Here is a 16,046-nt window from a genome sequence, read left to right as displayed (position 1 = left end):
AGAATCCCCCTCAAGCTAATCTACTCTAGCAATAGCCATTCTGATTGGGTAGAGCAGCAAAAAAAACGGAGGACCCGGCGTCCCCCGCAGCTTCATTAAAGTTCACATAAAGAAAACCAAACTGACAAAGAAAAACTCTAAGTCAGTTTGGTTTGTATTCGTTTTGTATTCATTCTAAATTCAATTCAGCTCATTAAACCTTTCGAGCATAGTGGCGACCTCCGCTCTGGTTGCAAGACCAGAAGGATTTATAGTCAAATCCGTGTTGCCCTTCATGATGCCCTTGGACACCGCCCAATTAATGGACTCTTTGGCATAGCCTGAAATTTGATTGGCATCTTTGAAGCTCAGGCTTGAAGCTTTAGCTTGAAGGCCAACACCTTTAACCTTGGCATATCTATGCAGCATAACCGCAATTTGCTCACGGGTGATCGCATCATTGGGAGCAAATTTCCCCTTATCATACCCGTTAACAATGCTCTTTTGATTGGCCCAAATCACCGGCTCTGAATACCAGCGGCCACTTTGAACATCTGAGAATACATTGGTAAATGTAACATCCGGTTTATTCTCCATGCGATAGATTACAGTGGCCAGCATGGCTCGGCTCATCTTCCCGGAGGGTGAGAATTCCGTTTCAGAAGTTCCCGTGAACAGTCCCTTGTTGTAAACATATCTTACAGACGTATAGAACCAATCGTCATGTGCTATATCTGTAAAAGGCGTTTTTTTCGCAAAGGTAACCACCACAAGGGTGTCACGGCTAACCTCTGGAATGGTGTAAATGTCATAGCCTATCAATTTGTCACCGTTGACAAAGATATATTCGGTTTCATATCCTCCATCCGGAATCATTCGGATGGTGGCAGAGGTTGTGGCACGAATGGTTTGAACTTCAAAGCCCTCGGCAATTTTGCCGTTTCCGCCTTTAACCGAAGCTTTGACGGAATAGTAAAGATCAACTGCGGTCTTATCGGCTGTGGTATTGCCAGCCGGAGCAGCCCAGCGTTTCGGACCGGTAATTTTGGAGTTCTCGAAATCGGAAACACCAATGCTAAGCTTTTCAATAGCTTCAGTGATTTCGGACGCCAGCGCATCCTTGTTATTAAAAACAGCCTCAGCCCCGGCAATCACATCTCTCAATTTTTGAGCGGATTTTGTCGGATACCAATGATCCGGATAGTAGATGTTTTTGGGATTATCCGCAATAGTAACTGAAGCAAGTAAAGCTTTTGCAGCAACAATGTCTTCATATAATAGAGATTTTGAGGGGTCCTTTATTCCAGTGCCCACAATGATTTGCACATCTTCAACCGGTTCAATGTACCGGTGTGTCGCATCTTTGTTCGTTATAATGAAGCCGCTTGAAGAGATGCTGAACGTGCCGCTGTTCTTAGCTTGAAATACAGCCGTTCCAATATTTTTCAGTATGGAATCCTCTTTTCCGTTGGCGGTCATATCCAGATAGACATAGTTGATGGCACCATCGGCATATTTCATTGAAATGTCCTTTTCCACATTCACAGCGGTATTGTCGAGTACATAAGAATCAAACTGCAGCTTTCCTTGAAAGCCATATACAGGCGCCCTTCCGGCACCCGTATAGGAAAGACTTAGTTTAACAAATATTTTATCTCCAACTTCAAATGATGATTTCAAGGAACCTGAGCTGTCCGTTACTTTGATGTCCACACGATAACTAAGGTCTGCAGCATCATTTGCGCCATAGGCATATGATGGTAGGGCAGCCCCTAGAAGCATTATGCACAAAATGATTTTTAAGTATTTGATCATCTTTTAAGTGCCTCCATTAGGGTGAGCTGCGCATCTACAATGTCAACAATGCCGTCACCGTTTGTATCAGCTCTCATCCAATTTTCTGCAGAACTAAAACCGTTGTAAATATTGTCTAAAATAGCGTTCAATGTTGCCAGAACGTCAACTTTATCCATAGCACCACTACCATCGGTATCTCCACGCAGAAGAACAGGAGATTTCACCGTTGGTTCAAAACCAAGCTTGGCTGTTAATTGCTCGCCTGTGACAAGCTCCTTTGAAGCACCAATATAGGCTTTCTTAAGATTGTCATATAACAGAGTTTGTTTGTTGCCTCCAATCACAACCGTTGCCTTACCCATGTTCATTTCAGTGTATATGGTGTACAACGAGAACCCTTGTGTCTGACGAACCTCATAACGGTAACCATAATCTTTTACTTTGATTTTGATAACGTCTGACAGTTCTTTATAGACCGTCTTCCCGTCCTGGCCTTCAAAGGCAGACAGTCTATAACTAACCTTGATGGCCGTTTCGCCTGGAGCTAATGCTTCAATGGTCCCGTCTTGCGAGAGTCTGATGATGTTCTGATTATAAAGAACGTCCCACACAACGTCTTCTGCCTTTAGAACGGTGCCCTCAACTGTGCGGAGAGCTTTAACAGAAAGCGCCGTTGCCGCGCCTATACCAAGCTCAATCGAATCAGGCTGATCCTCGGAGCCTTCCAGGTCAGAGATTAGTTTGATGCTTTCATACTCTGACAGAACACGATTCACCAGATACACTGGAACCACCGTTTCGTTACCGGCATCATCAACCGCTGTAAGCATCAGGGTTTGGTTCGGTTCCTCACTTGAGGCCTTGCGGTTGACAATGAAGGTTCCGTCAGGACGGATAACAATGCCGTCTGAACTGCCGTCTAACGTTAAGCTTGCGGTTGGCTCTGTTAGGCCATGGAAGCTATAGCTGGAGTCCGCGCCCACAAAAACAACCTGATTGCTGACGGTGTTATCCACGTTTTCCTTATCAAGGCTGGTTTTAACATCTTCATCAAGGAGTAACACAGGTGCTTTGGTGTCAACAGTGAATCCAATGGCCCCGGATGAGCGGCTGCCTTGGAGGGTGTCATGGTTTTCGGCAACCGCTGTAAAGTCCACCAGCTGCTGGCCGTCTTCAAGCTTTTCTTCAAATGACCAGACCTTCTTAAATTCTTGAGGCGTGTTTTTATCTTCGGTGTTAAGATTTAAGGTCATTTTAACAGGTCTGTCGAAGGTGTACGTCGCCTTTAATTGGTCAGTGTTTAAGTAATAGCGATCTTTCGACCGGTCAACGTTTGTTTCAATGCTTACAAGCTGAGGTTTAGCCGTTGAAGGCATAACAAAGCTTGGCGATGACGCAACTTCGGTTGAACGATAATATTCCGCCTGTTTCAGGGGAGACTCCACAATTCTAGCAGCCTGCACTTTAACATAATAAGTCTTGCCTTCCTCTAATAGAGGCCGGTTGGTTTGGTTTTCTAGTGGTTTTAGAATGATGTCACTGCCCACTTTAAATTGACCAAAGGAATTCTCGACCTCAACCCCATCCTCGTCTTGGATCGCCACGAGATAATGTGTTGCAGTTTCGTCGCTTCCCGTTATGCCAACCTTCACATAACCGTCACCGCTGTAGACCGCAGACACAGATTTAGGGTTTTGAGGGAGCAATGGATTGTTGAAAGTGAATGTTGAAGCAGTGATTTTCTTGCTCATTCCGCCTTGATGGTTAACAAGCATTGCCACCACATGATATTTCCCTTCAGGGAAGGACTCAGGAAGCGTGAACACATGAGAACCTGATTCAATTTCATCTAACTCCAGGTTGCCAATACTAATTAATGATGAAGTATCTTGAATATTAGCGGATTCGATGGTTTTCATGACGGACGGGTCTTTCGTAACATAGACATTAAGTGCACCCGAATATTTGCTTTGCTTGTCCGTAGTCCAGGAAACGTTAAGTTCACGGCTTGTATTATTGCTAGTAGAAGCACTAATCCCTGTAAGCTCTGGCATATAGTCAACACTGTTTACTGCAAAGTTGTCTATATAAACATCAGGTGTTGAAACTGAAATGGACCAGTTCCCCCCAACAATCAGAGAGGGATCAGTGACTGAAATGTATAAATAGTTAGTGCCATCTAAAGCTTGAACAAGATAGTTTCCGTTGCCCTTGTTATCGTCTTCAACCATGGTCAATCTTTTTCCATTTGGATTGGTGACAATGATTTCTGATGCAGAAGGCTTGATTAAACCACGAAGTGGAATTTCAAAGAGAAGTGCATCCTTTGTTGCCGGGTTAATCTCTTTTGTAACCCCATTCCCGGCCCTTGTCTTAGCGATGGCCTCCGTACTCAGTCTTCTCATATTCGTTCCATAGATCATGGTGGTTGGCACAAGATTGCCGCTCTCGTCCAGCGCTTCCGAGTGGACATAGTGAACGGCATCTCCTCTTGAAGAGAGGTCGATGGACCCGCCAAAGCTTAGGTCACCGTTCCAATAATAGATAAAGCCAAGCTTCACCCCAATGACCTTAAAGTTTGCACCCACAAAGTCAGATGAGACTGCTGCCTCAACTCCTGCGATCTCCTTACCCCCAAGCAGCGGGATGGAGTCTGGAATGAACAGCCCTGCATAAACATAACCATAAAAATAATCTTCCGTAATTTTAATCGTTATACCGCCACGAATGGCTCCGGCATGAATACTGATGCTGCCGAAGGCATTGAGTTGAAACGGCGAGATCCATTGAACATTCATTCCCGCCCCAATATTAAGCAGCCTTCCCTCTTCGTCTTTCTCCAAGTGGCCGCTGCCTTCTATGGCAAGACCGGATAGCTTCGCATCCAGCTTAAAGTCACCTACAATAATGGCATTAATTAAAAGCCTTGTTTGAAGGTGGATGGTGAGGGGTGGAAGTTCGCCTGCCGGTTCACCGGCAACGGTGTCTGCAAGGTTCGAAATTCCTCCGCCAAGGCCTGTGATAAATACATAAGGTGCAACCACAGGAACCTTCATTGTAGTTGGCGCTAAAAAGAAGGTGAGCTTGTCCAGCATCATCTTGGGAACTTCGTTAATAGGAACCTTCTTCAGTGCCAGTGACCCTTCTACTTCCAGCATGGTAACGGAAACACCGGCATCAATGCTATAAATATCATCAATGGTATTAATGGTTATATCCGCCTTAACACCGGCTTCGTTTCCTACTAACGGGCCTAATATATCTTTGGGCAGGGCTACAGACAGTGTTGTGTTAATGCCAACAAAACCAATTTTGCTGTCTTTACTTCCATAGAGAACATCTTGAACGTTCGCTGTTAGCGAGCCTTTATAATCATAATGCTCCTCACCCTTAGATGGATCAGCAGCTTTTAACGGCATTGAAATTCTTCCGCCAAAGCTGATTCCGAAATCATCATCGTCCTGGGTCATCACACCATATTTAATATTGATCAAGAACCCTGCAATATTCTGCAGCATATAACCGGCATCTCCGAGCTGAAGTTCAAATGCTTGAGCAGTCTTCTCAGCAACAGCCTCCCGATCCAGGGTATATTTAGTTCCATTGTTGGCTTCGAAATGCCACTTATTATGCCAAATATTAATCGAGTTGATCACTTTGACGGTACCATCGCCTTCTAGCTTTGCACCCTTTTTGTCAACGGTCATCTTAAGAGCTTCGTTGCTGTCATAGGTCAGGATGCTGTTGATGGTAATATCGCCATCGGCTCTGCTGGCAGAGTAATATTTTTCTTTACCCGTATCCATAAGCCTGATTTTTCCGCGAAGGGTCAACAGAATTTCTGTTTTATTTTCTTCAAATGCTATTTCTTTGTGAAGAATGCCATCTTTTTTCACGCCGCCGGATATAAATTTCTTCATTACATCTTCGTTTGTAAAACTAATATAATCATATAACTGTCTGTTGTTTGCAGCGTCTGTGAATCGGACTAGCGAAACAATACCGTAGCTTGCACTTTTATCCGCTATTTTATTGGTGACGTCCACTTTAGTTGTGGCTTGGATTTTTGTACCGAAGGCATCGATCAGCTGTTGATTCGTAAATCTAAATTCAATGTCATACTTTCCAACCGCCAACGTCTGATTCGTTGAGAAGGCAAGCGTTTGACCTTCCTCAACAAAACTTATTTTTCTTTTGTCAATCAGAACAGCCTCAGCGCTGGATGATGGAACAAGGTACAGACTCCATCCGTCACTTCCCGAAAGGGCCTCCATCAGAACCTTCATATCGCCAGAAACGGTAAGGTTTTTGTCACCTTCATAATAAACTGCCGCCGGGAAAACATGCTTCATTGAAACTTCCGGGAGCTTTCCTTCCACTGCAGGAATCAAAATGTTTGTGTTTGCACTATAGTCAACCACTTTATTGGTGCTAGCATCAATAATTTCTGTGGCGTTTAACGAAACGACCAGACGTTTTGATGTGATCATAGACTGTGTCTCTGCAATAATGTCAACATCCGGAATATTAAACACCGTTCCAATGTTAAGACCGCCCGAAATCTTCACCGTGTATTCTCGTGTATTCGTGGCTGCAAACACAAGTCCCTCTTCGAGGCTAAGCTTCACAATGGGTTCTATAAGTTCTTTTGCTCCTGAGACACTATTGTCAATGACTACATTTGCTTTAAAAACACCATTGTTTTCATAAGCTTTTTTGTCGTTAGTAAGTAATACTTGTTCAGTGTGGATCCCTATGGATACATGCTCCTTTTTGGTTTGTTCAGCAAAGCTGCCGATACCATAGAGCATTTCAGAAATTCTGACTTGACCCGGCTCAATTGATTTTTCATTCCAATAATAAGCCGTTGCAGTGTCAGGAACTAAATATTGGTTGGAGTAATTAGTAAAGTCAACACTAGGGTTGGGTGTATAATCGTATCTGGTGTTTGCAAGATTAATCCAGTGCCCGACAATCACCTTATCAACGTTTACATCCTTGTTGCCGCTCCAGCCGGACAAGAGGGCATAAGCCGTCTTGTTCGAAGCTGAAAGCGAATCAACATATCTAATTTGCTGCGGAAGGCTGTCACCGCTATATTCGGTTTCAACGATTGTCGGTTGCGACGGGTCAACCAACACATAAGGTGCGTCAATTTCTGAACTAAGCGCGTTGTCTAAAAGAAGCCGAATCCCCACCGTTCCGGCTGTGGCATTGTTATTTTTCACATCATATGAAATACCAATGTTTCCAGTCCTTGAGTTGTTAGGGTCTACCGAAATGGACACCTTTTGTGTGATGGTATAGCCCTTAATGTCCCATGCAATGGTTAAAAGTCTGTTTTGCTCTGAAACGACAGGTTCATGAAGCTTGGTATCGATCCCAAACCAGCCATATTCCTGGCCGAAAATAAAATCCTTTCCGTCGATACGAACGGTTGTGAAGGATGTTCCATTGCTCCTTGCCGTATCTTCCTTATAAAGAAGCGGAAGGTTGTTGTCAAACGCTTTTTGTGGATGACCATCAATGGTTTCGATGGAGAAACCACCTGTTTTTGAATTGATTGAATATTTCATAAATTCGTTCGCAATGGAATAATCCGCATTACTGGCGTCAGCATGAACAGGGAAACTTGCAAAAGTGAAAAGCATGGATAGAATAATAGCTGCAGCTACGCTGCGTTTCATTGTTCTATAGAACGTCATTGCCTATTTCCCTCCTTGATTTGAGACATATACATGAATGTTGAAATAGTCGCGTTTATCCGTTTGGATATATACGGTGTACCAGCCGCTCGTAACATTATCGAGGGTATACACTCCGCTTTTCTCCCGAAGGACCGTTCCTTTTGTCTTCATCTGACCTTGTGTTAAGACACCTTTTTCATAGCGTGCATATGAGATCCCGGAAAAGTTCTTCAATGAAATTTCAACCTTGTTTCCAAGAACGGACGCAGCATTTGAGCTGTCTGGCATAACGCCGTTCACAAGAGCTATGGTGTCATAAAGACCCACAAGGCGAACGGTCCGGCGAATGGTGGTTTGATTCCCTGCATCATCTCTTACGGTATAGTCGATATAGTACGGGTTCGAGCGAACAAATTCATTTGCTAAGATGTTGTCAGGGTTAAACACCCGCCCGCCAGTTCCATAGCTTATGGTGACCCGGTTCGTCAGGTCGACCTTTTTACCCGCAACCATATCCCATGCTTCGAAGTCTAGAAGCTTAGACTTGTCATAGGCAATGGAGGCATCTTTTTTAGGCGTCATGCCTTCGATGAAGATTAGCTCTTCACCATTTTTAAGTTTTAGCACAGGGGGTGTTTTGTCGATTAGACCAATGTCAACACCATACGAGGTATAGGTCCCTGTTCTTCCTTCAAGGTTAAAATTGTAAAGTCCATTTTCTCTATAGTTCATTGACTTCTCTTGTTCCCAAGGATCGTTTCCGCCCACGAGTTTAGCATCTTTATCCGTGATTACCGTGACATTCACATTCTGGTTTGTTGCCGGGTTCTTGTCGATTCCCACAACATATCCTTCTTCTTTTCCAGAGGTGTCAACACCAACAACAATCTTGTTTTGATGATCCTTTTCCACCCACTCACCACTTTGGTTCTTTTCGAGATATTTGTATGTCCAGCGAACTTCTTTAACCCTTGGGCCGCCCACTTCAATTCCTTCAACCGTTACTAGAATTTTTTGCGTGATGCCTGTTTGGTCCCTAACTTGAAAGACGTGCTCTCCGTTAGTTTTAACGTTGATTACTGCCTCTTTATAGGACAGGGCATCGCCGGACTCGTCCTTCACTTCAGTTAGAAGTGCATGTTCATATCCACGATAAGAAACGGTAAGCTCTGTTAGTTTTCTAAGAATGTCCAGCGGAACGCCGTCACTGTCACGGATTTGGTCAAAGGTTACATTCACGCTCAGCTTATCTTCAGCTAATGTTGCAGTGGCTTTGATTTGCGGCGGTGTGGACACAATATTCGATATGGTAATCACTTCCTGTCCTTCGTTGCCATAGTCGTCAACAAAGAACATGGACACTGTACCATTTTTTCTAAACCGAACAGCTTTTGTGCCGGGGATATGTACGATATCGTTGGCAGTTAGGCTTCCGGTAGGTTCTACACCGGTGACTGTAATCGTTTTGATATCCTTGCTGAACTGGGTCAACTCAACATTCACGCTTTGTGCAGTAATGGTGGCTAAAGGCGTGCTGTACGTTTTTGCAATTGCAGTTGGCACTATTTTGTTAATGTTTGAGACGGTGATCGGAGTCGTCCAACGGTTTCCAGCGTAGTCATAGGCTGTCACATTGTAAATTCCTGAGCTGTCCAGTTCAACGACATATTCATTCTCAAGCGGCTCCCCTTTGAAGGGATAAACCACATCGCCTTTCTTCACCTCTGCGAATGCTATTTCACCTGAATCATCCGTTAAAGTGATCGTTGCAAAGATATTTTGGTTCGTCTTGGCCGTATTGGATAACACATAGGATGTTCGGCCAATGGTATTATCAAACTGGTTATAGCTAACCGTATGAGAACCTGTGTTGCCTGATTGATCCCTAAACTCAAATGTGAAGGTGTTATTATCCTCAGTTAGAGTCCTTGAGAAGGCTGCGTTGTTGTTTGTCATCGAAAGAGTTTTTCCGCTTCCGATAAACTTGAGCGTTGCCATAACCCTTCTATAGGCTTTTCCTTCTTTGATTGGAACCCAGTTCCCAAGATAGTTCTCATAGCTGTATTCAACCTTGTAGTGTTTGTCTTGCGAAATTGGCGTTTTATCAATATTCGAGACTGTGACCGGCAGTACCGTTGCTATTCCGGCTTTGTTAGTCACTTTGAAATATACCGTTGCATTCTGCTCGAAGGTTTCGGTATGCGAAACAATCGATTCAATGGGGCTAAAGCTTATGCCGTCATACGAACGCTCAAGTTTCAAAATCCCGCTTTCCGGGTCATATACAGAAAGTGTTGCGGTAACACTCTGGTTGGTTGACTCCGTGATCGAATAGTCCACCTTTGCAGCTGGTGCAGTTTCGTCAACCACTGTAATGGCAACATATTCATCTTCCATCCGGTCAGCTTCCATACCTTCTGCCGTGTATGACTCGAAATAAGCTGATTTTGTTGTTTTGCCGTCTCTTAGCGCTTCAAATACCAGCTTTGAATAAGCTGTTCTTCCTTCTGCTTCTGTAAATGATGGGTCAGGAACACTTAGCTCGGTATTGAGTTCTAATCCAGATAACACTGCATGTTCAACAAAGAAATATTGTCCGGAATACTTTGGTTCCGGAACGACAACATAGTAAAGCTTATCGCCCTGGTTATAGGATATGAACCCGCCGTTTTGGAGCGTTTGACCATTTTTCTCTACATGACCGGAAATGTCAAATCCTGTAACGAAATTAACATCAGGTGTGAATTCTAGAACGCTATCCCTTCCAACCTCGTCCTGAATATAGAGGCTGATTGTATTATTGTTTTGTATAACAACCTCATAGTCCATTACATAGTTAGCGGATGTTGTTAAAAGTCCTGTATACAGAAGGTTCGACCTTGCCATTTCACCCACAACATCACCCTCTACAGGTGCGTTAGGCATCACGGTGACTGGAACGTTAAAATAAACGCTAACCGTTGCGGTGGTTTTTGTGGTTCTAGGGTTGGCGCTGACACTTACAATGGCTGCCCCCGCGTCAACCAGGTCCAGTTTTGAGTCAAAGAACACTTTTTCAGTCACATTTCCTGCTGTGTCGACGGCTTTGACCCCAATGGCATAGCTTCCACTAAGCCCCTTCAAGTCAATGGTGTAGGTTTTCTGTTTATTGCCTGCGCCATTAATGATTACCGGACTACTCTGCATTTCCACGGATTGGCTTGATTGAAACAACGCATAGTCCGCTTCGGTTAGAATATGGTTGTCTGCCGGGTCTTGAATAAGCGCGAATGAAACGGTTGTATCGTTCTTGTCTGAGACATCAACTGTAACCACACCATCTTGTCTTGCTCCTTTGGTCACGATGTTACTTGAAGCAAGCGCAGATGGAGCTGCCCGGTCAATGTTAGATACGGAAATAGGAACAAGAACACGATTTCCAAGCTCATCAGACAGGATCAGTTTTGTTGTGATGTTTTCGCTTACCGTTACTGTGAATGCACCGTCTGTATATGGAGAAACCGTGATTTTGTCTGCATCCTCTGGTGCAACTGTCAGTTTGCTAATCCCTGTGCCAGCATCACTTGCGATGATTGTTGCTGTCACGGATGCGTTTGTTGGCTGAATAGTGCTATAGTCCGGCAATTCAAAGGTTGGTGCCTGGCTATCATAAAGAATGGTGAGCGGCTTTGCTTCTGTTAAAAATTCAGGTTTGTCGTCAGCAGGAGCATTGATGAGTCCAAACTGGAAGTAGATGGTGTTGACACCTTCTTGAAGCGGAACCGGTGTGTCGAGTGTAAATGCATAATTCCCGCCGGAATTGTTGCTCGCTGTAAACTCAGGAACTAAAGCGCCGTTATCTGTTGGCATGCCGTCCGTTGTTGCATAATATACCGGTTTTTGATATTTCAATGCGCTATCAGAAGTCCATGCTACATGCGGTTCATTCAAGACAGCATAGACACTATATGTTCCATCCGTTGTTGTACCCATTCCGTTTAAAGTCTTTGGCTCAGTAAAGTTCAATGTGTCAATGATCGCAGCTTCTGACCTCATGCCAAAGTATGGGGAAACCTTTTTGCTTTCTCTGCCATGCGGGTCTTTGGCCACAACAACAATGCTGTACGCACCTGTTGGAAGTCCTGTCAGGGTCAAGGTTTGATTAACCTGGGCTATATTGTCACTGTCCAGTGTCAGAGTCAGCGGATAGTTTGGCATATCTTCAATTCTGAGCTCTGAGTCTGGCTTAGATAAATAGTAATATGAACTTGCAATTCCACTGCGATCTGTCACTTTCACGTTAAACTGTTGTGATGATTTGAAATGATCGTGCTGACTTATTGCGGTATATTTAATCTCCGGGGAATAGGCGTCATACGTGTATACTTGTGAAAATTCGGCAGTGTTACCAGACTGTTTATTTTTCACACGATATTCCAGTATATATTTCCCGTCCATCAAAACTTTGGTTCCGGCAAGATTAGTTTTTTCAGCTGCACCAACATCATCGCTTGATTCGTATACTCTAAATTTTTGCGTAAAGCTTTTGTCATTGCCAGGATCAGAAATCCACCGGTAACTCGTTTCAAGGTTTGGATTGCTTACGTCAAAGCTAATGTCAAAATGCGGCTTTGGAAGACTGGAATCCTCCGTAATCAGTGTGTCGGTAACATTTCCATTGAGAATACTCACAGGTTTTTTATAGTATCTTGAGGCTTGCTCGTTTCTAGAATCGTTCCCCAGTGAGTCTACTGTGAAATAATAGAGAGTTCCCTCAAAGTTGTCCCCTTTTGGAATAGATAGAATGGCAGTTGTGCTATCACCTTCTGAGTCTACGAATGCCCACAGCCCTTGAGTTGAAGCAATTTCTGCGGAGGCAGCTTTAATTTGATTGATTGGCGTGTCAGGCGGCGCCGTAATCCCGTTCATAAAGGTATAATAAGTTCTTGACCAGCCGTTATTGCTTTGCTCAAGGTCGTTCATTTCAAAGCTATAGTCATTTCTTTTGCGAAGCTGTGCATCTTGCGGGTGTACCGTTTCGTTTACGGTCACTCGCGGAGCCAGATTATCGATTTTGATATTTTCAATTTCTGCATATCCGGCATCTCCGCCAAGCGGATTGTCAGCTTGATCCCATCCATACAGCCGAAGCTTGAATTCGCCTTCCGCCCGATCGATTGGACTTAGTTTTATGCTGACTCCATTGATAACCTGCGTGTTAATAGGTGCGGTAACTCTTGCTCTGTTTCCTGTACCGTCAAAGTTTGTTATTCGGGTCATGGCCGGTTCATAGGAATCACCGGTTTTCTTGTACAGCTCATAATTAAAATAGTTTTGATTCGACTCGCTGTGGGCGACATTTCCGTCCGGATAGAGTGTTTCGCTGGCAACCATATAGAATTCATGCAGCTTTTTGATGTTGCCTTGAATGGAATCTGCCCCCGTCAGGTCATTTCCAGTTTGGTCAGTCACTCTTACCGTTGGGGTTTTGGTGTCCACTTTGTGAGTTGAGAAATAAAAGCTTTGTGATGACGGTGATTCTGGAGTGGGATTCTCCAAATAATAGGACTGCGCCTGACCTTTTTTCGTTAGATGGGTAGAGACGTTGTCAAGCTGAAGCCTTACGCCCTCGCTTTCCACTGCGCTAACATCCAGCGGGACTTTTCCGGTGAACTGAAGCTTGCCGTTTGGTTTGCCGTCATTGCCCTGTAGTTTGGTCATGGTAAGGTTGGCAAGCGGTGTTTCCGTACTGTTTCCAATATATAACACAGGCGTGGCTTGGAGGTTGGTGATCAGCTCCGTTTTAATTTCTTGCGTCATAGTTTTTTTATGGATGGACACCGCTTCAACCGTGATATTAACATCTGTGAATTTACGGTTGAGATATAGATTGTCCTGGCTCGGTGAATAGGTAACCGTCTGATTGATATCGGGGTTGCCGAGGTTATATATACTACGATAGAACGTATACGTTACATCTTTATAATAGTAGTCCGCTTGCCCTATCTTTGTTGTCAAATAGGTTTTCACTTCCGGATTTCCTGAGCTTGAATGGGCAAAGGTTCCCCCGAGGCTCTCAGCATTGGTAGACTGGGCAAGCAGCGCCACTCTATAGGTCAGAGAAATCTCTGCTTTGTCCTTGGCAACCATCTGATCGTAAAGCTTCTTGCGGTCAATATCCAACTGGAATGTATTTGTTTTTGTCGGTTCCTGGAATGTCAGCCAATCCCTGCCCACAGCGTCGTCCGAAACGGTATAGCTGACGACAGGAGCATCCTCATATTGCATAATGTCATAGTGACCATATTGATCTCTGACATAGTTGTCCCACTCTGCACGTTCAGAGCCTGACGAATTCGCATCCAGATAGAACTCTCCTCCATGCTTATCAACGTCACCCATATCGGTGAATTTTCTTTTGGTTACGTCCGAAATGTCACGATACAGTCTACCCTGGTCTTTTGTCCATGAGTATATTGGAATGGTCTTCGTCTGTGTTGGATTTATGTTCCTCCCAATTTGAGGAAGCCACAGTACCACCGACTCACCGTACCAGTCATCACTGCCCACCAGCCAAAAAACGAGCTCGTTCATTCTCCACGGTGGAGTATTTTGCAATTTAAATGTATGTTGTGTATCAGACCAAGCGGCAGCGCCGCCAAAATTGGCTGCTTGATCAGAGCTTGCTCCAGATTCATATGTACTTACGCCCATATAAATATCATCACCGGTTCCACCGTTCTCGTTGCCTCCTGTTTTCACACCAAACACATACGTGTACTCTGTTGCTACATTCGCATACACAGGCGCTACTGATAGTAAAAGCGAAAATACCAGCATCAAACTTATAATCTTCTTCATAAAATACCTCCTCGTTAGAAAATCGTTTCTATGTAGTTTGAGCTAAGACCAAGGGCTTGTAGCTCTTGTTTCATTTGATGTGTGAGTTCCATTTTTTTGTTAGGGACATATACAGCTACACCATTACGATGGTTATAGCCTGCTGAATTTCTTACTTCGAAGGCAAGGGCTTGGGCGGCAGCAGTGACTTCTGAGGATTGGCCCATGATCTCGATAAGATCATATTGATCGAATATCCCGTCGTTCTTGCCTAATAGCTCTGAGCGGTTTGCAAGGTCTGTCAGGGAGAGATCAAATTCTGCATGTTCTATGGCCTTGACCAAGGATTCCGCCTGAGAAAGCTTCAGCATGGACATGGTTGTTTGCATCTCAGCTTCCATCCCCGAATGAAGGGTAAAGGAATCTAAAATTAAGCGCCCTATCCTTTCAGTGCTGATCTGCGGGTTTCGTTCTAGTGCACCTATCCATGTGGTATAGTACAAGCCTGCTGCGGGGGTAGAATCTTCAGAGGCTATGAGATATTTGCCCTGATTTCTAAGCGCATAGGCAGTTTCAACGGTGCCCATAAGACAGGCATCAAAGACGATTAGGTCGAAATACATATCTGCTGAATCGATCGCTTTGGAAAGCTCCGAGACCTTCATCGTTTTTCGTTCGTTTAGCTCATCTGCGCCAAATCCGCCCATTGTTCCATACCCATGGTCCCATAGAATCAGGATGTAACGATCATTTGGTGCAACGGTTTTGCCCCATACAAGAAAATCCTTTAGTGTTTTAGGGTCTGATGCGGCGGTTTGGATGTGGCTTTCGTGCTTTTGCAGCTGTCCAAGACTAACTTCAAAGCGTTCGGATGCTCCATCGGTCATATATTTGTTGTGATATTTGAGCGTTCCGCCTGTTTGCAGCAGGATTTTTGTATGCTGGTTGGGCTGACCACGCAAAATTTCTTCCAAGTCATCGGTTAACCGGCCTTGCTGTGATTCAAGGTCAGAACCCACTGCATAGATTAAAATCGTCGTTCCAATCAACTTTTTATCCTGCTCCCAAATTGACCTCGCCTCGTTTAAAGCTTGCGTGGTGAACACATTTGTTGTACTAAGGGTTTGACCTAGTGTTGCAAGCTGGTTTTTGGGTCTTGTGTTTAGAACATAACTGCTTATTTGTGCAAGCGTTCCCCGGTTGAATTCGCGTTCTTGGGTAAGGTCTATTCCTAGAACTATTGAGGCGAAAGAAACCGCGGTTCCATAAGTGAAGTCGCCCTTTGTTTCTGAATATCTGAGCACCCTTAAAACCATTGAACAATACTGGTTAAGCGAGACGGGCCGGTTACCGCCAAAACTATATTCATCAATTCCTTTAACTACACCCTTGGTATAGGCATACGACACGTAGCGGCTTTCCCACCCTGTATCAGTAAATGGACTGTTGTAGGTGCTTTTCAGGACCTCTTTCTCCTTCCCCCACAGACGCAGCATCATTACAAGGGCTTCTGCTCTGGTAGGCACCCGCGACAGCTCATATCCATTCTCCGTTCCACTGAGCAATCCCAAGTGGTTAAGCGCTTCTGCATAGCTGGAGCTTTGTGCCGCTGTTGCTGCTGTTGATGGAGTTGTTGCAAGAAGAAAGACTAAAAAAATGATAAAACCTCTGATTTTTGTCATCAAGTTCCGGCCCTTCAATTGATTAATCCTATTAAGCTACTACTCTAACATGGCAGATTAACCCCTGTGTGAAAGTTAAAGA

General features: G+C 44.3%; 4 protein-coding genes. All 4 read right to left on the bottom strand.

The annotated features are described in order from the left end of the window. Nucleotides 1–180: 180 nt before the first annotated feature. From MHH28_RS27885 to MHH28_RS27870, 4 genes are read right to left on the bottom strand one after another with little or no spacing between them, the layout of a single operon-like run. The gene (locus MHH28_RS27885; RefSeq protein ID WP_405107748.1) at nt 181–1,794 is read right to left on the bottom strand and encodes an S-layer homology domain-containing protein; all 1,614 of its coding nucleotides are present in this window, start codon (nt 1,792–1,794) and stop codon (nt 181–183) included. Then, a complete protein-coding gene (locus MHH28_RS27880) occupies nt 1,791–7,481 on the bottom strand; it encodes a hypothetical protein (RefSeq protein ID WP_405107745.1) in 5,691 nt (1,896 codons plus the stop codon). The genes MHH28_RS27885 and MHH28_RS27880 overlap by 4 nt, the downstream gene beginning before the upstream one ends. Nucleotides 7,482–7,484: 3 nt before the next feature. Continuing rightward, a complete protein-coding gene (locus MHH28_RS27875; protein WP_405107742.1) occupies nt 7,485–14,303 on the bottom strand; it encodes a hypothetical protein in 6,819 nt (2,272 codons plus the stop codon). A gap of 14 nt (nt 14,304–14,317) precedes the next feature. Next, nucleotides 14,318–15,964, bottom strand: a complete 1,647-nt coding sequence (locus tag MHH28_RS27870) for a clostripain-related cysteine peptidase (protein ID WP_405117274.1) — start codon at nt 15,962–15,964, stop codon at nt 14,318–14,320. Nucleotides 15,965–16,046: the final 82 nt, after the last annotated feature.

The organism is Paenibacillus sp. FSL K6-1217 (assembly GCF_045040735.1).
Lineage (GTDB): Bacteria > Bacillota > Bacilli > Paenibacillales > Paenibacillaceae > Paenibacillus_AQ.
This window is presented reverse-complemented; position numbering and strand designations above follow the sequence as displayed.

Excerpts from the sequence above, each read along its gene's own strand:
- MHH28_RS27885 (WP_405107748.1), bottom strand. The coding sequence starts at position 1,794 with ATGATCAAATACTTAAAAATCATTTTGTGCATAATGCTTCTAGGGGCT.
- MHH28_RS27880 (WP_405107745.1), bottom strand. The coding sequence starts at position 7,481 with ATGACGTTCTATAGAACAATGAAACGCAGCGTAGCTGCAGCTATTATT.
- MHH28_RS27875 (WP_405107742.1), bottom strand. The coding sequence starts at position 14,303 with ATGAAGAAGATTATAAGTTTGATGCTGGTATTTTCGCTTTTACTATCA.
- MHH28_RS27870 (WP_405117274.1), bottom strand. The coding sequence starts at position 15,964 with ATGACAAAAATCAGAGGTTTTATCATTTTTTTAGTCTTTCTTCTTGCA.